The 21,073-nt window shown below is 66.0% G+C and carries 14 protein-coding genes and 3 rRNA genes; 10 read left to right on the top strand and 7 right to left on the bottom strand.

The window, feature by feature from the left end:
• Positions 1-80: 80 nt before the first annotated feature.
• Complete coding sequence (locus tag ACQP2E_RS20350; RefSeq protein ID WP_433824496.1) at positions 81-2,744, bottom strand: ATP-binding protein; 2,664 nt, start codon at positions 2,742-2,744, stop codon at positions 81-83.
• Between the two features lie 398 nt (positions 2,745-3,142).
• Here ACQP2E_RS20350 and ACQP2E_RS20345 point away from each other — a divergent pair.
• The 3 genes from ACQP2E_RS20345 to rrf all read left to right on the top strand — a co-directional run bounded on the left by ACQP2E_RS20345 (position 3,143) and on the right by rrf (position 8,359).
• A 16S ribosomal RNA gene (locus tag ACQP2E_RS20345) occupies positions 3,143-4,657 on the top strand.
• Positions 4,658-5,010: 353 nt separating this feature from the next.
• Positions 5,011-8,125, top strand: a 23S ribosomal RNA gene (locus tag ACQP2E_RS20340).
• Between the two features lie 117 nt (positions 8,126-8,242).
• Positions 8,243-8,359, top strand: a 5S ribosomal RNA gene (rrf, locus tag ACQP2E_RS20335).
• Together the 16S, 23S and 5S rRNA genes form the textbook arrangement of a ribosomal RNA operon.
• A gap of 755 nt (positions 8,360-9,114) precedes the next feature.
• Here rrf and ACQP2E_RS20330 read toward each other — a convergent pair.
• On the bottom strand, positions 9,115-9,669 hold the full coding sequence (locus ACQP2E_RS20330) for a hypothetical protein (protein ID WP_433824495.1): 555 nt from the start codon (positions 9,667-9,669) through the stop codon (positions 9,115-9,117).
• Positions 9,670-9,751: 82 nt separating this feature from the next.
• Here ACQP2E_RS20330 and ACQP2E_RS20325 point away from each other — a divergent pair, with 82 nt between their 5' ends.
• The 3 genes from ACQP2E_RS20325 to ACQP2E_RS20315 are packed head-to-tail and all read left to right on the top strand — an operon-like array spanning position 9,752 to position 12,080.
• Positions 9,752-10,153 (top strand): GntR family transcriptional regulator, encoded by a 402-nt coding sequence (locus tag ACQP2E_RS20325; protein WP_433833989.1) that lies wholly within the window; start codon positions 9,752-9,754, stop codon positions 10,151-10,153.
• A complete protein-coding gene (locus ACQP2E_RS20320) occupies positions 10,150-11,007 on the top strand; it encodes an ABC transporter ATP-binding protein (protein ID WP_433824494.1) in 858 nt (285 codons plus the stop codon). The genes ACQP2E_RS20325 and ACQP2E_RS20320 overlap by 4 nt, the downstream gene beginning before the upstream one ends.
• A complete protein-coding gene (locus ACQP2E_RS20315; protein ID WP_433824493.1) occupies positions 11,004-12,080 on the top strand; it encodes an ABC transporter permease subunit in 1,077 nt (358 codons plus the stop codon). The genes ACQP2E_RS20320 and ACQP2E_RS20315 overlap by 4 nt, the downstream gene beginning before the upstream one ends.
• A 112-nt stretch (positions 12,081-12,192) precedes the next feature.
• On the opposite strand, the gene ACQP2E_RS20310 is transcribed toward ACQP2E_RS20315, so the two are convergent.
• Together ACQP2E_RS20310 and ACQP2E_RS20305 are read right to left on the bottom strand one after the other, a co-directional pair.
• Positions 12,193-12,951 carry an alpha/beta hydrolase fold domain-containing protein gene (locus ACQP2E_RS20310; RefSeq protein ID WP_433824492.1) on the bottom strand — a complete coding sequence of 253 codons (759 nt, stop codon included), beginning with the start codon at positions 12,949-12,951 and terminating at the stop codon, positions 12,193-12,195.
• On the bottom strand, positions 12,948-14,207 hold the full coding sequence (locus tag ACQP2E_RS20305) for an amidohydrolase family protein (protein ID WP_433824491.1): 1,260 nt from the start codon (positions 14,205-14,207) through the stop codon (positions 12,948-12,950). Before ACQP2E_RS20305 ends, ACQP2E_RS20310 begins: the two co-directional genes overlap by 4 nt.
• 198 nt (positions 14,208-14,405) lie before the next feature.
• Between ACQP2E_RS20305 and ACQP2E_RS20300 the strand changes: the two genes are divergently transcribed.
• Both ACQP2E_RS20300 and ACQP2E_RS20295 read left to right on the top strand, forming a co-directional pair.
• Entirely contained in the window at positions 14,406-15,674 is a 1,269-nt protein-coding gene (locus tag ACQP2E_RS20300; protein WP_433824490.1) for an MFS transporter, read from the top strand.
• Positions 15,675-15,758: 84 nt separating this feature from the next.
• Complete coding sequence (locus ACQP2E_RS20295; protein ID WP_433824489.1) at positions 15,759-16,961, top strand: MFS transporter; 1,203 nt, start codon at positions 15,759-15,761, stop codon at positions 16,959-16,961.
• A gap of 218 nt (positions 16,962-17,179) precedes the next feature.
• Here ACQP2E_RS20295 and ACQP2E_RS20290 read toward each other — a convergent pair whose 3' ends face one another.
• The 3 genes from ACQP2E_RS20290 to ACQP2E_RS20280 all read right to left on the bottom strand — a co-directional run bounded on the left by ACQP2E_RS20290 (position 17,180) and on the right by ACQP2E_RS20280 (position 19,590).
• Positions 17,180-17,644 carry a DIP1984 family protein gene (locus tag ACQP2E_RS20290; RefSeq protein ID WP_433824488.1) on the bottom strand — a complete coding sequence of 155 codons (465 nt, stop codon included), beginning with the start codon at positions 17,642-17,644 and terminating at the stop codon, positions 17,180-17,182.
• A 385-nt stretch (positions 17,645-18,029) separates the two neighbouring features.
• The gene (locus ACQP2E_RS20285; protein ID WP_433824487.1) at positions 18,030-18,815 is read right to left on the bottom strand and encodes an SDR family NAD(P)-dependent oxidoreductase; all 786 of its coding nucleotides are present in this window, start codon (positions 18,813-18,815) and stop codon (positions 18,030-18,032) included.
• 16 nt (positions 18,816-18,831) lie between these two features.
• On the bottom strand, positions 18,832-19,590 hold the full coding sequence (locus tag ACQP2E_RS20280; protein WP_433824486.1) for an SDR family NAD(P)-dependent oxidoreductase: 759 nt from the start codon (positions 19,588-19,590) through the stop codon (positions 18,832-18,834).
• 139 nt (positions 19,591-19,729) lie between these two features.
• Between ACQP2E_RS20280 and ACQP2E_RS20275 the strand changes: the two genes are divergently transcribed.
• Together ACQP2E_RS20275 and ACQP2E_RS20270 are read left to right on the top strand one after the other, a co-directional pair.
• Positions 19,730-20,539, top strand: a complete 810-nt coding sequence (locus tag ACQP2E_RS20275) for an IclR family transcriptional regulator (RefSeq protein WP_433824485.1) — start codon at positions 19,730-19,732, stop codon at positions 20,537-20,539.
• A 101-nt stretch (positions 20,540-20,640) separates the two neighbouring features.
• Positions 20,641-21,069, top strand: a complete 429-nt coding sequence (locus tag ACQP2E_RS20270; RefSeq protein WP_433824484.1) for a carboxymuconolactone decarboxylase family protein — start codon at positions 20,641-20,643, stop codon at positions 21,067-21,069.
• Positions 21,070-21,073 lie beyond the last annotated feature (4 nt).

Below are 21,073 nucleotides of genomic sequence, written 5' to 3'. Positions count from 1 at the left end.
TCGATCGGCGTTCGCCGATGACAAAAGGATCGCTCGGCAGTCATGGCCGTCGAATCAGTCGTTCGACCTAATCCGGTGACTCAGTCATCGAGGTCATCCAGCGCGTCTCGCAGTGCGGCCCGGGAGGTGATCCCCAGCTTCGGGAAAATCCGGTACAGATGGGCGCCGACCGTCCGTGGCGACAGGAACAACCGCTCGCCGATCTGCTTGTTGCTGAGCCCGGTCGCGGCGAGATCGGCGATGAGCCGCTCCTGCGTGGTGAGTGGTTGTGCACGAACAGCTCCGGGCCGCCCCAAACCTAGCTCGTGCCTCGCCCGCTCCGCCCAGCTGTGCGCGCCGAGCCGCTCGAACGTCTCCAACGCATCACTCAGCGCCACCCGCGCCTCGCTGATCATTTTCTGCCGGCGCAGCCATCCGCCCTCGGCCAGCCGGATCCGCGCCCGCTCGAACGGGAAGTCGAGCCCGGCCGGCAATCCCGCCGCCGCGCCGAACGCCGCCTGTGAAGGATCGGTCATCGCCTCCGCTCCGGCCACGAGCAACGCCAGGCGCGGCGAGACCTCCGCGATCCCCTCCCGCTTCGCGGCGGCCAGATGGGTACGCGCCAGCTCATCCCGTCCCGTGTGCAGCGCCGCCTCGACGAGATCCAAAAGCGTTCGCGACGAGTGCTGAACGAACGGCGGGAAGGTTCCGGGGCTGGTGATGCCGATCGCGTACGTCCAGGCGGTTTCGTAGTCGCCGCTGCTCAACGCGGACAGCAGGCCGATCTCCTCGGCGAACTGGATCAGGAACCCGACCCGCCGGGGCCGCGCCCACGCGTCGACGACCGCCTGCAGCTCGGCGGCCCGCGCGGTGTCACCCCGCTGGGCGGCGACGATGCCGAGGAACACCCGGAACTGATGGCCGAACAGGTCGTACCCGTGTTCCTCGGTGAGCGCGAGGCCCTGCTCGCCGACGCGTACCGCCTCGTCCCACCGTCCGGCGGCGATGCCGTCGAACATCACCAGCTGCAGGATCGTCATGAGCGACGACGCCGCGCCGGAGTCCCGTTCCCGCTCGGCAGTCCGCCGCAGGTACGGCCGGAACTCGGCGAGGATGTCGGCCCAGAACGCCGCGACACCCAGCCGCATGAGATCCCAGGGCTCGGCAAAATCGGTCACCGCCTCCCTGAGGCGATCTTTGATGGGTGCACCCCTGCGGACCACGTCACTCCAGGCGTCGCGGCACAGCAGAGTGGTCGGCGGAAGACGGCCGTGAACCTTCTCGGTCACCTCAACGGTGACCACCCACGCGGCCGGGTCGGCGGCGAACAGACTGAGCGCCAGCAACAGATTGACCAGCCGGGTCAGCATCACATCGTCGAGCTGCGCGTGCCGGGCACGGAGAACCCCGGCGACCACACTGTGCATCGCCACGTCACCGTGGCGATAGAGCGCGATGTACGCGGCCGTCAGCACCGCATCGGGCGACGACACCCGCCCGCCGGCCTGATCGGCAGCGGCCACCAGGATCTCCGCCCGCTCCAGCAGACCGGCCTGCCCGGCGACATAGGCCGCGTCGGCGAGCAGCCGCGCACGTTCCTTCGGCCGTGGATGCAGCTCGGCGGCGCGGGTCAGCCAGTGCACGGCGGTGGTCGCACCTCCTCGGCGTACCGCTGACCGCGCGGCACGCTCCAGCTCCTCGGCGATCTCGGGGTCCGGGTCGACAGCGGCTGCGGCCCGGTGCACGGCACGTCGTTCCAGGTCCGCGGCGTACCGCCCGGCGAGGGCAGCGTGCGCCGCCCGGCGTTCGTTCGGCGACGCGGTCTGTACGACGGCGGAGCCGACCAGGGGATGACGGAAGGCCGGCTCGGAGTCATGGAGCTCGGAGTCATCGAGAAGGCCGGCCGCACGTGCCGCGGTCGTCGTCTCAGGGGTGTAGTGCGGACCGTGATCCTGATGCCGCCCGGCACCGTCGAGAGCCATCAGCAGCAGCTCACGGCGTTCCTCATCGGGCAGCGCCCGGATCCGATCAGCGAAGATCTGCTCCAACCGGCGGGGCAGCGACAGCGTCCCCTCGGTGTTTCCCTGCCTGTTCGCCGGCAGCTCGACCAGGGCCAGGGGATTACCGTCGGCGTACTCCAAAGTCTGTCGCCGGGCATCCGCACTCAGCCCGGGGAACCGCTCGTCGAGCAGCTGGGCGGCATCCTCGGGCGACAGCGGCGCGACAACCAAGTCGGTGAACCCGGCATCGTCGAACCCCGACGGTTCCGTGTCCCGAACCGCTACCACCAGACGAATCGGCAGCTCGTCGAGGCGCCGCGCCACAAACGCGCACACCTGCACACTCGGCACGTCGAACCACTGACCGTCATCGACGATCAACAGCAGCGGCGTCTCGGCACCCGCCAACGACAGCAGGTCGAGCACCGCCACACCCAGCGCCATCACCGACGGCGCCCGCTCCGGAATCCCACCCAGCACCGCGGTCAGCGTCGCCCGATGTGCGGGCTCCATCTCCGCCGCCCGCCCGAGCAGCGGATGCAGCAGCTGATGCAGCCCGGCATAGGCAAAATCGGTCTCCGCCTGCACCCCTGCGGCACGCAGCACCCTCGTGCCGCTCGCCCTGGCATCGGTGGCGACAGCATCGAGCAGGGCGCTCTTCCCGACGCCCGCAGACCCTCGCAAGATCAAAGACCCATCAAGTTCCTTGAGTACGCCCAGCTCATGCGCCCGTCCGACAAGGGAATTCGACTGCTCGCGTGCCACGCCGGCTCCTTAGGCTTTTCGCGTCCTGATCATTGTGACCCAGCTCGCTGGACCCCGATTTGGCGGCGTGCGTAGGGGCGCTGTAATGTTTTCCAAGCCGCCAGGGAAACGGGCGAGCGAGCGGGACTCGAAAGAGGCCCGGCGCGGCCGGCCTGGAGGACACCCCAAGAAATGATCACGGTGCTTCATCGTGTAACGTTCTGCGGGTCGAACAAAGCCCCGGCTTCTTGCCGCGAAAGCGGTGGTGAATCGGTGTGCGGTTGTTCTTTGAGAACTCAACAGGGTGCTTGATAAGCCAGTGCCAATAATGGCATTACCCCGACCCATCTCTTACCGGGGATGGGTGGGAGATTCCTTTGGCAACATTTGTTTGTTGCCGGGACGCTTTTCCAAAGATTTTGTTGGAGAGTTTGATCCTGGCTCAGGACGAACGCTGGCGGCGTGCTTAACACATGCAAGTCGAGCGGAAAGGCCCTTCGGGGTACTCGAGCGGCGAACGGGTGAGTAACACGTGAGTAACCTGCCCCAGACTTTGGGATAACCCTCGGAAACGGGGGCTAATACCGGATATTACTTTGCATCGCATGGTGCTTGGTGGAAAGTTTTTCGGTTTGGGATGGACTCGCGGCCTATCAGCTTGTTGGTGAGGTAATGGCTCACCAAGGCGAGGACGGGTAGCCGGCCTGAGAGGGCGACCGGCCACACTGGGACTGAGACACGGCCCAGACTCCTACGGGAGGCAGCAGTGGGGAATATTGCACAATGGGCGGAAGCCTGATGCAGCGACGCCGCGTGAGGGATGACGGCCTTCGGGTTGTAAACCTCTTTCAGCAGGGACGAAGCGCAAGTGACGGTACCTGCAGAAGAAGCGCCGGCCAACTACGTGCCAGCAGCCGCGGTAAGACGTAGGGCGCGAGCGTTGTCCGGATTTATTGGGCGTAAAGAGCTCGTAGGCGGCTTGTCGCGTCGAATGTGAAAACTCGGGGCTCAACTCCGAGCTTGCATTCGATACGGGCAGGCTAGAGTTCGGTAGGGGAGACTGGAATTCCTGGTGTAGCGGTGAAATGCGCAGATATCAGGAGGAACACCGATGGCGAAGGCAGGTCTCTGGGCCGATACTGACGCTGAGGAGCGAAAGCGTGGGGAGCGAACAGGATTAGATACCCTGGTAGTCCACGCTGTAAACGTTGGGCGCTAGGTGTGGGGGACCTCTCCGGTTTTCTGCGCCGCAGCTAACGCATTAAGCGCCCCGCCTGGGGAGTACGGCCGCAAGGCTAAAACTCAAAGGAATTGACGGGGGCCCGCACAAGCGGCGGAGCATGCGGATTAATTCGATGCAACGCGAAGAACCTTACCTGGGTTTGACATCGCCGGAAAACTCGTAGAGATACGGGGTCCTTCGGGGCCGGTGACAGGTGGTGCATGGCTGTCGTCAGCTCGTGTCGTGAGATGTTGGGTTAAGTCCCGCAACGAGCGCAACCCTCGTCCCATGTTGCCAGCATTTAGTTGGGGACTCATGGGAGACTGCCGGGGTCAACTCGGAGGAAGGTGGGGATGACGTCAAGTCATCATGCCCCTTATGTCCAGGGCTTCACGCATGCTACAATGGCCGGTACAAAGGGCTGCGATACCGTGAGGTGGAGCGAATCCCAAAAAGCCGGTCTCAGTTCGGATCGGGGTCTGCAACTCGACCCCGTGAAGTCGGAGTCGCTAGTAATCGCAGATCAGCAACGCTGCGGTGAATACGTTCCCGGGCCTTGTACACACCGCCCGTCACGTCACGAAAGTCGGCAACACCCGAAGCCGGTGGCCTAACCCCTTGTGGGAGGGAGCCGTCGAAGGTGGGGCTGGCGATTGGGACGAAGTCGTAACAAGGTAGCCGTACCGGAAGGTGCGGCTGGATCACCTCCTTTCTAAGGAGCAACTTTCCGCGAAAGCGGACAGTAGCCCGCACCGCCCGAATGTGGTGGTGGGGTGCTCAAAGGCGGAGACACTGGCCAGTTATCTGCCGGCAACGGCCGAATCAGTCTTAGTACACGCAGCTTGCTGTGAAGGAACGGGCTCTCGGTGCGGCTGGGAGACGGCGAAAAACAAGCATCCTGTTGGGTATCTGAAAGAACAACCCTTTGTGGTTGGTCTTCAATGCCAGGCGTGATTCGGCAACTCATACCGTTCGGTTTTCCGGGGTTTGGTGGGTTGTGGATCGAATCGCGGGTTGGTCGTTGGTTGAGAATTGCACAGTGGACGCGAGCATCTTGTTTTTTGTGGTTAAGTTGTCAAGGGCGAACGGTGGATGCCTTGGCACCAGGAGCCGATGAAGGACGTGGGAGGCCGCGATAGGCCTGGGGGAGCTGCCAACCTAGCTGTGATCCCAGGGTGTCCGAATGGGGAAACCTAGCACGAGTCATGTCGTGTTATCCGTGCCTGAATTCATAGGGCATGTGAGGGGAACGCGGGGAAGTGAAACATCTCAGTACCCGTAGGAAGAGAAAACAACCGTGATTCCGTGAGTAGTGGCGAGCGAAAGCGGATCTAGCCTAAACCAGATACGTGTGATACCTGTCAGGGGTTGCGTATTCGGGGTTGTGGGACCCACTTGATTGTTCTGACAGACAGTCGAAGAGTTACAAAGTTTCATGCTAGTCGAACGACGTGGGAAAGTCGGCCGTAGACGGTGAGAGCCCGGTAGACGAAAGTGTGTGACCTCTTTGTGGTGTTCCCGAGTAGCAGCGGACTCCTAGAATCTGCTGTGAATCTGCCAGGACCACCTGGTAAGGCTGAATACTTCCTGGTGACCGATAGCGGACAAGTACCGTGAGGGAATGGTGAAAAGTACCCCGGGAGGGGAGTGAAATAGTACCTGAAACCGTTCGCCTACAATCCGTCAGAGCCACCCTAGCAGTGGTGATGGCGTGCCTTTTGAAGAATGAGCCTGCGAGTTAGTGGCATGTGGCGAGGTTAACCCGTGTGGGGTAGCCGTAGCGAAAGCGAGTCTGAAGAGGGCGCTCTTTAGTCGCATGTTCTAGACCCGAAGCGGAGTGATCTAGCCATGGGCAGGTTGAAGCGTGGGTAAGACTACGTGGAGGACCGAACCCACCAACGTTGAAAAGTTGGGGGATGACCTGTGGTTAGGGGTGAAAGGCCAATCAAACTCCGTGATAGCTGGTTCTCCCCGAAATGCATTTAGGTGCAGCGTCGCGTGTTTCTTGCCGGAGGTAGAGCACTGGATGGTCTAGGGGGCCCACAAGCTTACTGAAATCAGCCAAACTCCGAATGCCGGTAAGTGAGAGCGCGGCAGTGAGACTGCGGGGGATAAGCTTCGTAGTCGAGAGGGAAACAGCCCAGATCGCCAGCTAAGGCCCCTAAGCGTGTGCTAAGTGGAAAAGGATGTGGGATCGCATTGACAACCAGGAGGTTGGCTTAGAAGCAGCCACCCTTTAAAGAGTGCGTAATAGCTCACTGGTCAAGTGGTTCCGCGCCGACAATGTAGCGGGGCTCAAGCACACCGCCGAAGCTGTGGCATTCACACATTAACTTCGCTTCAAGACGTGTTCTTGTTGTGCAGGTGTGTGGATGGGTAGGGGAGCGTCGTATGGCGGGTGAAGCGGCGGAGTGATCCAGCCGTGGACGCCATACGAGTGAGAATGCAGGCATGAGTAGCGAATGAAGGGTGAGAACCCCTTCCGCCGGATGACCAAGGGTTCCAGGGGCAGGCTAATCCGCCCTGGGTGAGTCGGGGCCTAAGGCGAGGCCGAGAGGCGTAGTCGATGGATAACGGGTTGATATTCCCGTACCCGCGTAGAAGCGCCCAAGACGAACCTCATAGTACTAACTACTTGAAGTGCCGGCGACCTTCGGGTCAAGGGCAGGACGACTAGGACCTTTGTGGGTAGTAGTTTAGCGATGGGGTGACGCAGGAAGGTAGATGATCCCGGCCGGTGGTTGTGCCGGGGTAAGCGTGTAGGCCGTACCGTAGGCAAATCCGCGGTGCATATGAGGCTGAGACGTGATGCCGAGCCGTTCTGGTGAAGTCATTGATCCTATGCTGCCGAGAAAAGCCTCTAGCGAGCTTCGAGCGGCCCGTACCCTAAACCGACACAGGTGGTCAGGTAGAGAATACCGAGGCGACGGGTGAACTGTGGTTAAGGAACTCGGCAAATTGCCCCCGTAACTTAGGGAGAAGGGGGGCCGGACGCGTGAAGCCCCTTGCGGGTGGAGCGTGGTATGGCCGCAGAGAGCAGGGGGAAGCGACTGTTTACTAAAAACACAGGTCCATGCGAAGTCGTAAGACGATGTATATGGACTGACGCCTGCCCGGTGCTGGAACGTTAAGGGGACCTGTTAGCGAGTAATCGCGAGGCGGAGAACTTAAGCGCCAGTAAACGGCGGTGGTAACTATAACCATCCTAAGGTAGCGAAATTCCTTGTCGGGTAAGTTCCGACCTGCACGAATGGCGTAACGACTTCCCCACTGTCTCAACCACAGGCCCGGCGAAATTGCAGTACGAGTAAAGATGCTCGTTACGCGCGGCAGGACGGAAAGACCCCGGGACCTTTACTATAGCTTGACATTGGTATCCGAATTTAATTGTGTAGGATAGGTGGGAGCCGGTGAAGCTCGGACGCCAGTTCGGGTGGAGGCATTGTTGAAATACCACTCTGTTGGGTTTGGGTATCTAACTTGCGGCCCTGATCGGGTCGAGGGACAGTGTCTGGTGGGTAGTTTAACTGGGGCGGTTGCCTCCTAAAGGGTAACGGAGGCGCCCAAAGGTTCCCTCAGCCTGGTTGGCAATCAGGTGTTGAGTGTAAGTGCATAAGGGAGCTTGACTGTGAGACTGACGGGTCGAGCAGGGACGAAAGTCGGGACTAGTGATCCGGCACTTGCGTGTGGAAGCGGTGTCGCTCAACGGATAAAAGGTACCCCGGGGATAACAGGCTGATCTTCCCCAAGAGTCCATATCGACGGGATGGTTTGGCACCTCGATGTCGGCTCGTCGCATCCTGGGGCTGTAGCAGGTCCCAAGGGTTGGGCTGTTCGCCCATTAAAGCGGTACGCGAGCTGGGTTTAGAACGTCGTGAGACAGTTCGGTCCCTATCCGCCGTGCGCGTTGGATACTTGAGAAGGGCTGTCCCTAGTACGAGAGGACCGGGACGGACGAACCTCTGGTGTGCCAGTTGTTCCGCCAGGAGCATGGCTGGTTGGCTACGTTCGGAAGGGATAACCGCTGAAAGCATCTAAGCGGGAAGCCTGCTTCGAGATGAGGTATCCCACCACCTTGAGTGGGTAAGGCTCCCAGTAGACTACTGGGTTGATAGGCCGGAAATGTAAGCACGGTAACGTGTTGAGTTGACCGGTACTAATAGGCCGAGGGCTTAACCACCCTAAATTTTATGCTTACGCGTCCACTGTGTGATTCACAGCAAACGAACAACCACCTCGTTTGCCGGCCTTTGGCTGGCATATCGGGTTGCTGGTTCTTCGCTGCGCTGAAAGGTGTTTCGGTGGTCATAGCGGAGGGGAAACGCCCGGTTACATTCCGAACCCGGTAGCTAAGCCCTCCAGCGCCGATGGTACTGCACTCGGGAGGGTGTGGGAGAGTAGGACGCCGCCGGACTCAACTTGTATGAAAGCCCACCCGGGTATCCGGGTGGGCTTTCTGCGTTTCTGCGCCGTTTTTTGCTGCCGGCTTGGACGGTTTTGGGGCGGGGATAGGCCACGCAGGGCGGTCAGGCTTGATCCCTGCGTGGCCTATCCCCGCCCCGAAACCTTGCCTACTCGATCGACTTTCGGTCAGCCTGGGTGGTCGAGGAAACTCGGCGGCCTTTGCGGGTCCGCGCCGGCATTGATTGCTGCTTGCGGTATTTCACGCGAGGCGACTCCCGCACTGCGACAGCCCGCCACTCGCCCTTGCTCGCCACTCGCCCTTGCCGGCTTGCTTGTCTGGTCCTTGCCGGCTTGCTTGTCTGCTCTTATTCGATAGGTTCGGCTGGTCTTGGCGGCCGCTTGTGTCGTCTGCGCGGGTCGTGCTTCCGGCTAACGCTCTTGGCCATCGCCGGGCGGCGGGCTGAGCCATGGAGGTCTCATCAACCTTGACGGGCTCCTACCGGTGCGGGTGCGCCGGGAACGTCCGTTGTGTCGGCTTCGGAGTCCGTTGCCGGTGCGGAGGAGCTGGCGGGTCTGTCGCGGCGGACGATCATGACGGTTGTAGGACGATGGCACGAGATTCCGTAGCGGGTCGCCGGTGGTGAAGTCGCCTCGTATCACGTAGTTGATGGCGAGCCGTTCAGCTCGTGGCTCCAGCATCCGCGGTTCCGCATGGTCAAGCGATCGGCGAACCGGCGATGCCAGCGACCGGCAGGCGTGGGGATGTCACGTCGCAGGCAGGCCGGTGACCTCTTCGTAGATTTTGTCGTAGCCTTCGGCGTCTGTCAGATCCAGCAGTCCGTCATCATCCAGGGCATAGACGTTCCTGGCGAAGCAGGCGTTGGTCACGGTGACCAGGTCGGCGATGGAGTGGAACTCGACCACCGGGTCTCCGTGATCCCAGAGCGAGACGACCACCGGTTCCTCGTCCGATGTGGACCAGGCTGCCGCGTACAGGTCGGTGGCGCCGTCGCGTAGTAGCGGGACCCAGTGGGGGTACGGCGGCTCCACCGACCACATATCTTGAGTTTCAGCCAGGGTGACCGGCCAGTACCCCGGAATCACCCAGCAGTCGCCGATCGTCTGGCCCGGTGCGTCGTCGACACCGTCGCACCAGGAGAACCAGGCGAGGACCGCCGCGGGTAGGTCGGCGCCGAGAACGTCGCTGATCTTATCGGGTGACTGTCCGGGCCGTAGGCATGGGGCGACCGGGGCGCCGAGCCGGGTCAACCATCCGCTCCACTCGAGGAGGGCGTCCGGGAGCCTTTTGTCCGTACTCACGTGGAGGAGGCTACCGGACCGGGTGGCGATCATGGTCGATGGACTCTATTGTGCTAGGTAACTAGTGGAATGGGGGCTGGTGGTGATTGAGTTTCATCTTGACGGGCGATCCGGGGTGGCGCCCTATATGCAGCTCATCCAGCAGGTTCGGCACGCGCTTCGGCTGGGGGTGCTGCATGAGGGGGACAAGCTGCCCACCGTCAAAGAGGTGGTGGCTCGGGTCGCCATCAACCCGAACACGGTGTCCAAGGCCTATCGGGAGCTTGAGTACGAAGGGCTTGTCTCGGCTCGGCCAGGGTTGGGGACCTTCGTGACCCGGACCCTGGGAGGGGAGTCGCTCGACCGGCATGAGCCGCTGCGGCTTGAGCTGGAGCGATGGCTTGGCACGGCTCGGGAGGCCGGGCTTGATGACGAGAGCATCGAGGCGTTGATGGTCAGCGCGTTCCGGTCGTTTTCGGCAGCCGGGGCCGGAGGACGGACATGACTGACGCGCTCACCGCGCACCACCTCACCAAACGGTACGGGAGACGCATGGCGCTCGCCGACTGCACCCTCGAGATCCCGGCCGGCCGGGTTGTCGGGCTGGTCGGGCCGAACGGCGCCGGCAAGTCGACTCTGCTTCAGCTGGCCTGCGGGCTGCTCGATCCGACCGCGGGGCGGCTCGAGGTGCTCGGGAAGAGGCCGGTCAGCGGCGTCAAGGAAGTCGGCTTCGTCGCTCAGGACACCCCTGTCTATTCCGGCCTGACCGTCGCCGAGCACCTCACGTTGGGTGCGCGACTCAACCCGTCCTGGGATCGGGCTCTCGCCGACCGCCGGGTCGAGCAGGTCGGGCTGGACCCCACGCAGAAGGCCGGGAAGCTATCCGGTGGGCAGCGCGCCCAGCTGGCACTGACCGTTGCCGCCGCCAAACGGCCGGAACTGCTGCTGCTCGACGAACCGGTGGCGGCACTCGATCCGCTCGCCCGGCGTACGTTCCTGCAAGGGTTGATGGAGCTCACCGCCGACCAGGGGATCAGCGTCATCATGTCGTCGCACCTGGTCGCCGACCTGGAGCGGGTCTGTGACTACCTGATCGTGCTGGTGGCCTCCGAGGTACGCGTGGCCGGCGACGTCGACGACCTGCTCGCCAGCCACCACCGGCTGGCCGGGCGCCGCCGGGACTCCTCGGGACTCGCGGTGCTGGAAAAGAGCGTGGCCGTCATCGAGGAGAGTCACACCGACGTCCAGTCCACACTGGTCGTTCGCAGCACCGCCCCGATCGACGACCCGTCGTGGCAGGTGGATCGGCTTGACCTGGAGGATGTCGTGCTGGCGTACCTGAGTGGGGGACCCCGATGATCTGGCTGGCGTGGCGGCAGTTCCGGGTGCAGGCGCTGTCGGTCGCTGGTGGTCTGCTGGTGTTCGTGGGTGCGCTGGCACTGACCTGGACCCGGGTGACCACCCTTGCCGAGGAGACCGGGTTCACCGGCTGCCGGGACGACGTCGCGTGCCGGGATGCCGCTGATCGGTTCCTGCGGGCGATCGGGCACGAGTCGGCCGGGGCGCTCTACCTTGCCGGTCTGGTGTTGCTGCTTGTTCTGCCCGCCCTGCTCGGCATCTTCTGGGGTGCGCCACTGGTGGCGCGGGAGCTGGAGTCCGGCACGTACCGGATGGTTTTCAGTCAGACGGTGAGCAGGCGGCGATGGCTGCTGGTGAAGCTGGCGGTCGGCGGCATCGCCGCCGCGCTGAGCGTGGGCCTGGTCAGTCTGGTGCTGACCCGGTGGGCGGCGCCGATCGACGCGGCGGGGTCGAGCCGGGTCGAGCCGATCACGTTTCTGGCCCGGGGGATCGTGCCGGTCGCGTCGGCGGTGCTGGCGTTCGCGGTCGGGGTCGCCGTCGGGCTGGTGCTGCGGCGCACGCTGACCGCGATGGCGGTGACGCTGCTGCTCGTCGTGGCTGTTCAAGTCGTCGCCACGCCGGTGATGTTGCGCCTGCTGGCTCAGCCGATCACCACGGTCACCCCGCTGCGAGCGGACACGCCGATGGTTCTGATCGTGAATACCGGCACTGTCCATCTTGATGCCGGCAACGACCGGATATCGGGTGCTTGGATGATCGAAGAGAGCGTTGTGACACAGGCCGGAAAGGCATTCACCGGTCCGGTCGACGCCACCAAATGCAACATCAGCGTCAAGGGTGAACTCCCGGAACAATGCCGCGACTGGCTGGTCGCGCAGAACCTCGGCCACCAACTCACCTACGTGCCCGGCACCCGTTTCTGGCCGCTGCAATGGCGCGTTTTCGGTGTTCTGAGCGCCCTTACCGTCGCCCTCGTCCTGTTCAGTGGCGGATATCTGGGTGGGACACCGTGGTCACCTTTCCGCCGCGGATCGTCAGCAGCGCCGGCCACCAGGTCGGCTCGTCGTCCATGATCCGGAAGCCGCCGGCGGGGTCCTCCGACCATGCCGTGCGGAATGGCCAGCCGATGAGCCGGGGCCGGTCGCGCGCGGTGGATCAGCCGTGGTTGAGGAACCCAGCGTTTGCTCAGGCGGTGGGCCGGGCCGCGTCCAGCAGGAAGTCCACCGATTGCTTGATCAGGATGGCGGTGCCTGCGGTGTCGAGTTCGGGCAGCATGTGGGTGCCGCCGGGCACCGGCTCGACGATCGCCGGCACACCGTGATCGTGCAGCGCGCCGGCCAGCCGGGTGCTCTGCCGGAACGGGACGGCGGTGTCGGCGTCGCCGTGCACCAGCAGGAACGGTGGGGCGCCGGCGTGCACGTGGTGGACCGGGCTCGCCGCCGTCAGCCGTTCCAGCGAGTCACCGCCGACCAGCGCGGTTTCGCGGCTCAGGTCGCTCACGCCGTCGGCCGCCAGCGCTCCGAGATCTGTGGGGGCATACCAGCAGACCACCGCCTCGAAACCGCCCCCGAGGCCGGCGAGGGCCGCCAGGTGACCGCCGGCCGAGACACCCCACGCCACGGTGTGCTCGGTGGTGACACCGAAATCAGCGTGTCGCCCGGCGAGGAAGCCGGCGGCGGCGCGCACGTCGTCCAGCTGGGCCGGGAACCGCGCCTCGCCGCTGAGCCGGTAGTCGATCGAGGCGACCGCGAGGCCCGACTCCGCCACGTGCTCGAAGAACGACGGGAAAGAACCAGGCCCGACGGTACGGCTGCCGACCCGCCACCCGCCGCCGTGCAGATAGAGGCAGAGGGCGGCCGGTTTCTCCGGCACGTACAGGTCGAGGGCGAGCGGCCGGTAACCGGGCACCCGCGCGTAGACCACCTCGCGGTGGACGGTGATCACGCAGGCGCCTTGTGGAAACGACCGGCCTGCATGATGGCGACCAGGTTGGCCTGGTCCTGCAGCACGCGTACGTCCTCGGCCGGGTTGCCGCGAACGACGAGCACGTCGGCGACCCAGTTCGGCTTCAGCATGCCGATGTCGCCGAGGCCGAGCAGCTCCCCGCCGTGCTTGGTGGCCGCGGTCAGCACTTCGAGAGGTGTGTAGCCGAGGACGTCGACGAAGAGTTCGAGGTCGCGGGCGTTGCGGCCGATCGGGTTGTTCGGGAATCCGTAGTCACCGCCGGGCAGGGCGCGGATGCCGCGTTTGCGGATCTCCGGGTAGACGGCGGCCATGCCCTCCAGCGCGTCGACCGAGCCCATCTTCTGCGCGACCTCGCGGGTGATGCCGAACTCCTCGCCCTCGTGCACGTTGGCGTAGATGATGCCGGGCGCCGGCGAGACGAAGACCGTGTCCTTGACCGATTCGAGCAGGTCGAGGCCCTCCTCGTCGGCGTACGTGCAGTGGTAGATGGAGCGGAAGCCGGCGCGGACGGCCATTTTCACCGACTCGGCGGACTGGGCGTGGCAGTTCAGCCAGACGCCTGCTTCGCGAGCGGCCTCACCGGCCGCGTTCGCTTCCTCCTGGCTGTACTGGGTGATCTGCGACCCGCCCGGTGTGAACACGTCGTCGTTGCTGAGCAGGAACTTCACACTGTCGTACCCCTGCTTGGCCATGTCGTGCACCCAGCGGCGGCAGGCGTCGGGGCCTTGCCAGTCGGGCTCGGTGTGGCCGTCCGGGCGTACCGGATGGTTGTCTCTCTCCATGCTGGCCGCGCGCATGCGCGGACCTGGCACCGCGCCTGCCTTGATCTTGTCCCGGAGGATGACCTCGACCGGCATCGGCAGCAACGAGCCGGCCGAGTACGCCGAGGTGAAGCCGGCGTCGAGCAGGATGCGCGCGTTGCGCTCGGCGCGGGCGAGCTCGCTGGGCAGGCCCTCGATGTGGTGGAAGAACGAGACGTCGAGCGGCGGGTTGAACGACGGATCGATGTGGCCGACGGCCGACGGGAACGTCAGGTGCGCGTGCGACTCGATCAGGCCGGGCATCACGGTGCAGCCGGTGGCGTCGACGATCTGATCGGTTGTCTCGCTGTCGAAAATCGACCAGCCGCTGCGGACCTCGACGACGCGGTCGCCGTCGACGATCACTTCGCCGGGTGCCGGAACCGATCCGCTGCCGTCGAAGACCAGCCCGTTGGTGAAGACCGTGCGTGCCATGCCGTGCCTCTACTTTCATTCTATGAAAGTGGTTTTCCGCTTTTCGTGTTACCCGAGTGTTTCTCGCAGCCCCGGCTGTGTCAACCGCCACATCCTGTGGGTTCGAAACTCTGGACAGTGAGTGACGGCGGTCATACAGTCGCCTCACATTCACCGAAACTCACTTTCATACAGTGAGAATGCCTGCGTGGAGAGATGATGACCCAGACCCCCGAGGCCGACCTCGAAGTGGCCCTGCACGCCGACGCCCCGCCGCCGAAGCTCCTCCTCCCCGCACTGGTGCTGGCCGCGTTCGGCCTCTACTTCGCCAGCCTCACGCCGCAGATCGTCACGCTCTCCATCCGCATCGCCGACGTCGCGCCGGCCAACAAGACCGTGGCGCTCTCCACCGTCATCCTGATCGGTGCGGTGCTGTCGATCGCGACGCTTCCGCTGTTCGGTGCGCTCAGCGACCGCACCCGCAGCCGGTTCGGCCGCCGCCGCCCCTGGCTGATCGGCGGCGCCGCGCTCGCCCTGATCGGCCTCGCCATCGCCGGCGCCGTGCCGTCGGTCGCCGGAGTCGCGCTCGGCTGGGCTCTCGCGTCCCTCGGCGCCGGCGCGGCGTTCGCCGGATTCCTCCCGCTCATCCCCGAATTCGTCCCGGACCGCCTGCGCGCCCGCCTCTCCGGCCTGATCGGTTTCGTGGTCTCGCTCGCCGTGCTCAGCGGCGTCCTGCTCGGAAGCGCCCTGGTGGATGCGCCACTGCCGATGCTCGCGCTCCCCGGATTGGTCGCCCTCGGGGCGACGATCTTCCTTGGGTACGTGGTCCGCGACGCTGATCGAGTTTCCCCGGAACCGTTTCCCCGGTACACCGTCCACGACTTCCTGAACAGCTACTGGCTGCGTACCGGTGGTGACCGCGACTTCGCCTGGAACTGGGTGAGCCGGCTGCTGATCGGCCTGGCCTACGTCGGCACCCAGACGTACGCCACCTTCTACCTCACCGACACGGCCGGGCTCAGCATCGACGACGCGGCCGCCAGGTACGCCACGTTCACCGCGATCTCGACACCCGTGTCGGTGGTCTGCTTCCTGCTCTCCGGATATCTCTCCGACCGCCTCGGCCGCCGACGGATCTTCGTGGTGATCGGCGCGATCGTGCTGGCCGCCGGCCTGGTCGTGGCCGCCGTGACGCAGAGCCTCACCGGGTTCCTGATCGGCTGGATCATCCTGAGCATCGGCCAGGCCGTCTATCTCACCGTCGACATCGCGATCGCCGCCGAGGTGGTGCCGGACGAGGCGCACGCCGGCAAGGCGATGAGCGTCTACCAGGTGGCGACGCTGCTGCCGAACGTCGGCGCGCCGCTGGTCGCGGTGGCGGTCCTGGCGGTGAGTGGGCAGGACAACTACCCGGCGTTCTTCACGGTCCTGGCGGTGCTGGGCGTGCTCTCCGCGGTGACGGTGACGTTCGTCCGCCGGATTCGCTGATTTAACGGGGTGGTAACAGCCGGGTCTTGACGGCAGGTTGCCACCCCGTAAACGATATCGACCGTCAACGATGGGGGTGAGCGCGTGCGTGCCTACCGCGAGCTGTTCGCCGTTCCCGAGGTGCCGCGGCTGATCCTCGCGATCGTCACGACCCGGCTCGCCCCGCCGATGCTGACTCTCACCCTGCTGCTCGCGGTGGTCGACGCCGGTGGCTCGTACGCGTCCGGCGGCCTCGCCCTGACCGGTTACGCCGTGGCGGTCGCGGTGTGTGTGCCGTTCAGCGCCCGGCTGATCGACCGCTTTCGCGCCCACCGGATCCTGCTCGGCCTGCTGGTGGCGAACCTGGCGGTCTACGCCGTGCTGGCCGCGGCGCTGCTCGGCGGCGCGCACACCGGTGTGCTGATCGCCTGCGCGGCGGCGCTCGGTGTCACGGCGCCGCCGAGCGGACCGGTGGCCCGGGCCACCTGGCCGTCGCTGGTCGACACCGAACGGCTGCAGACCGCGTTCGCGCTCGACGGCGCGCTCAACGAGACGATGTACGTCGGTGGCCCCGTCCTGGTCTCCGCGCTGCTCCTGGTCACCAGCCCGATCGTGGTGCTCGGCCTGGTGGCGGCGATCCTGACCATCGGTGTGCTGCTGCTCGCCGGCACACCGAGTCTGCGGCGCCGCCCCGCGGCCCGCACCGGCTTGCGCCGCGACTACCTGGGTCCGCTCGCCACCGGGCAGGTACGGCTGATCCTGGCCGTCATCATCCTGAGCGCCTTCACGTTCGGTGCCGTGATGGTCGGCGGACCGGCCGCCGCCACCGGCGCCGGAGCCCGCGACGCGGCCGGTGTGCTGGTCGCCGCGATCTGCGTCGGCTCGGTGATCAGCGCCTTGATCTACGGCAGCCGGCGCCGCCGCGGTGCGCCGGGACCGCAGCTCGCGGTGACACACGCGGCGGTGGCGCTCGTGTTCGTCGCCGCCGCCGCATTGGCGCCGGCGCTGCTGCTCCTGGCCCCGTTGCTCCTCCTGGCCGGGCTGGTGATCGGCCCGCAGGACACCCTCATCCAGGTGGTCCTCGGCGAGGCGGCCCCGGAACGCTTCCGCACCGAGGCGTACGCCTGGATGGGCGCGTCGACCTGGGCCGGTTACGCGCTGGGCGCCGGTTTCGCCGGCCAGCTGATCGACGCCACCGGCAACCCGGGCGCGGCGTTCCTCGTGGCAGCCGGGATCTCCCTGCTCGCAGCGCCGCTGTCCCTGCTGGTGAAACCGGCCGCCCAGATCACCGCCGGACAACCGGCTTAGGGGCGCGGAGTTCCCCGTTCCCGCCCTCACCGTCGTGGATCTGCACCCGGTTGTGTGCTGTGCCCGGTGCGCCGTCACTTGTCGTACGTGCTGGGCATGCGGTGTTTGTCAGGGAGTCGAACCCCTGCGCCTGCCCCCGGCGCGCCAGCATGGGCCGGATTACCCGCCGGCCCTCGGGTTCGTGCACGCCTCCACGACGACTACCTGCTCCGCGCTCCTCAGTCCAGCAGATCGGCCTCCCAGTTGATCCGCTGGATGAGCGTGTCCACCTCACGAAGCTCCCGGGCGAGGTCGTCAGCCTGCCGTCGCAGATCGGCCACCGGCAGCGCCGGAATCATCCGCAGCTCGGACCGCAACTGCCGGTACGCCCGCTGCCCGTCACCGGCCGCCGCGTCAGCCGCCGAGGTGACCATGGCGTGCCGCAGCCGCAGAACGTCACGCCGGGCGAGCGCGTCGGTGAGGGTGCCATCCTCGACCGGGGTGGCGGCGTTGGTGCGGTTGATCCGCCGGATCAGCGACTCCAGTTCACCGAGCACGGTGCCGGCCTCGGTCAGCAGGGCAGCCGCATCCTCAGCCGGGGTCTCACCCTCCTGATAACGCGCGCTGCTGGTGACCCGGGCACGCAACTGTTCGGCGCGACGCGACGCATCCGCGCGCAGCGCCAGAGCCTCAGCGAGTTTCATGATCGCCAGTATGCCCCGCTGTCACAGCCGGAGCGTCACCCAGAGCGACCCCCGCGCGAGTGAAGCCCGAAGCGTGTTGACTTCAGGCCTGCTGCGCACCTGAAGTCAACACGGGCAGCCGATTCGCAATTTGCGTGTTGAGTTTGGGCGCGGAGCGCACCCGAAATCAACACGCCGGCCCTGCCACGCGGCTCGTTATCAGTGGATCCTGCCTGCGAGCGCGGCGCGGCGCCCGTGCCGGCCCGCGCCCGTGCCGGCCCGCGCCCGTGCCGGCCCGCGCCCGTGCCGGCCCGCGCCCGTGCCGGCCCGCGCCCGCCGGCCCGCGCCCGCCGGCCCGCGCCCGCCGGCCCGCGCCCGTGCCGGCCCGCGCCCGCGCCGGTGGGGGTCAGGCGCCGACCATGTTGAAGCCGCCGTCGGCCACCATGAAACCGCCGGTCATGTGCGCGGCGTCGTCCGAGGCCAGGAAGAGCGCGGTGCCGGCCAGTTCGGCTGGGCCCGGGATCCGGCCCATCGGCGTCATCGAGCGCAGCTTCTCCGCCCGGCCGGACTTCCAGTCGTCGCGGCGCAGCGTCGCCTCGGTCTCGATGAAGCCGGGCGCGAAGACGTTGACCCGTACGGCCGGGGCGAACGCGGCCGCGTACGACTTGGTCAGGCCGATGATGCCGTACTTCGCGGCGGCGTACTGCGGTGCGCGGGCGCTGCCGCGGACCACCACTGTGGAGCCGACGTTCACGATCGCGCCGTGGCCCTGCTCCAGCATCCGGGCGCCGAACTCGTGGGTGCACAGCAGCGTGCCCTTGATGTCGACGTCGAGGACGTGCTGGATCGACTCCTCGGTGATGTCACGCCACGACATCTGCTCGCGTGCCACGTCACCGACGTTGTTGACCAGCACGTCCAGGCCGCCGAACGCGGTGAACGCGGCGTCGGCCATCGCCTTGATGTCGTCCCAGCTGGTGATGTCGCCCTGGATCAGCACGGCCTCGCCGCCGATCTCGCGGATCCGCTCGGCGGTACGCTCGGCGCCGTCCTTCGACCGGTTGTAGTGCACGCCGACCCGGGCGCCCTCCTGGGCGGCACGGAAGGCGATCTCCGCGCCGAAGCCGGTGCCGGCCCCGGTGACGAGCACCGACCGGCCGGGGAAACGCTGGGTGATGACAGGTGTGGTCACTGATGCTCCTTGAGAACTAGACGAGTACCCGGCCGCCGTCGACGAACAGGATCTGGCCGGTGACGAAAGCGGACCGGTCGGACGCGAGGAAGGTGACCGCGTCGGCCACCTCGCCCGGCCGGCCCAGGCGACCGGCCGGCACCAGGGCGGTGAGGTTCTCCCGGATGCCGTCCTTGTCGAGGTAGGCGCGGGTCAGGTCGGTCTCGATGTACCCCGGCGCCACCCCGTTGACGGTGACGCCGTGCGGCGCCCACTCGCGGGCCATCACCCGGAGCAGCTGGTTGAGACCGCCTTTGGTGGCCGCGTACGGCGCGTGGTGCGGGTGGGCCAGAAGTCCGGACACCGAGGAGACGAAGACCATCCGGCCGTACCCTCGCTCGGTCATGACCTTGCCCACCGCCTGGCCGGACCAGTACGCGGTACTGAGGTTGAGATTGACGATGCTCGACCAGTCGTCGTCGCCGAGGTCGAGGACCGGCTTGCGGATGTTGCGCCCGACGGCGTGCAGGAAGACGTCGAGGCCGCCGAGCCTGTTCACCGCCTCGGCCACCGCGTCCCGGCAGGCTTCCGGGGTACGCAGATCGGCCTCCAGGGTGTCCAGATCGGCGCCGGCCTCCTTGGCGTCCCGGCGTACCGCATCGAGGTGGTCCTGGTCGACGTCCACGAGCAGGACCCGGGCGCCGTTGCGCGCGAGGGCCACCGCGCTGGCGCCGCCGATGCCGCCGGCGCCCATCACCAGGCTCGGCCGATCGGCGAGTCCCAGCCAATCCGTCATCGCGAACACCGCCCGTTCTTGCTTCTTCTCGACAGATGAAAGTAGCTTTCCAGATACGCTAGACCGGGGTCATGACGCCTGTCCAGCGGCCCCCGGGAGACTGGGCGGACTACACATCGACCGATCGGAAGGCGAGTAGATGGCGGGCAAGAGGCAGGCAACAGCGGAGCCGGCGCGTCCGGAATACCGGGTGGAGGCCCTCGCGAAAGGGCTGCGCATCCTCTCGCTCTTCACCGAGCAGCGGCCGACCTGGCGGATCAGCGACATCGCCCCGGCTGTGGACATGCCGCTGCCGACGGTTTATCGGGTGGTCATGACGCTGACCGCCGAGGGATATCTCGACCACCTGCCGAACGGCGACTACCGGCCCGGCGTCAAGGTGCTCACCCTCGGTGGCGCCGCGCTGCGCGGCCTCGACCTGGTCGAACTCGCCACCCCGCGCCTGCAGCAGCTCTCGATCGCCAGCGGCGAGACGGTCAACCTCGCGACGCTCACCGGCGACCGGGTGCTCTATCTGGTGCGGCTGCGCAACTCCGACCTGGTCACCGCGAACATCCAGGTCGGCTCGACCCTGCCGGCCGTGCACACCTCGATCGGCAAGCTGCTGCTCGCCCACCTCGACGAGGACGACCTGGCCGCCCGGATCACCGAGCACTCGTTCTCCCGCCAGCACGGCCCCAACGCGAAGGTCTCCCTCGACGAGCTGCGCGGCGAGCTGGCCACCATCCGCTCCGAGGGCTGGGCGCTGCAGGACGAAGAACTCGCGTTCGGCCTGCGCTCGGTCGCGGCGCCGGTCTACGACGCCACCGGCCGGGTCGTCGCCGGCGCGAACCTCGCGGTGCAGTCGCGCGACTGGTCCAGCCAGCGCATCATCCGTGAGCTGCGCCCGTTGATCGACCAGGCCTGCGCGGACATCTCCGCGCTGCTCGACCACCGGACGCCGGCATGAGCCGGGTGCCGGGTTTTCCCTATCGGGATCTAACTCCGGAACAACGTTCTCTCCATGACGCCATCGCCGGTGGACCGCGCGCCAACGGGCCGTTTCCGCTGGTGGATGCCGATGGCGCACTGGTCGGGCCGTTCAACGCGATGTTGCTGCAACCCGCTCTGGGCGAGGCGCTCCAGCAGCTCGGCGGCGCGGTGCGTTACCGCACCGGCCTCACCGGCCGGGCACGTGAGATCGCGATTCTCACTGTCGCGCGGGTCTGGAAGAGCGACTTCGAGACGTACGCCCACCGCGCTGTCGGTCGTGTGGTCGGCCTGAGTGAGCAGGAGCTGGACGCGACGACGTTCGACGACCCCGGTGAACAGCTCGTCGCGGACACCACGTTCGCCCTGGCCTCGCGAAACGACCTGACCGACGAGGAGTTCGCGCAGGCCGAGGCGGGTCTCGGGCTGCCCACGGTGTTCGAGCTGACCACCCTCGTCGGCTACTACGCGACGCTCGCCCTGCAGCTGAGAGTCTTCCGAGTTTCTTGAATGT

It is taken from the genome of Actinoplanes sp. CA-015351 (assembly GCF_050955685.1).
In the GTDB taxonomy this organism is placed as follows: domain Bacteria; phylum Actinomycetota; class Actinomycetes; order Mycobacteriales; family Micromonosporaceae; genus Actinoplanes.
The sequence above is the reverse complement of the archived record's forward strand: the minus strand, read 5'-3'. Positions and strand labels throughout refer to the sequence as shown.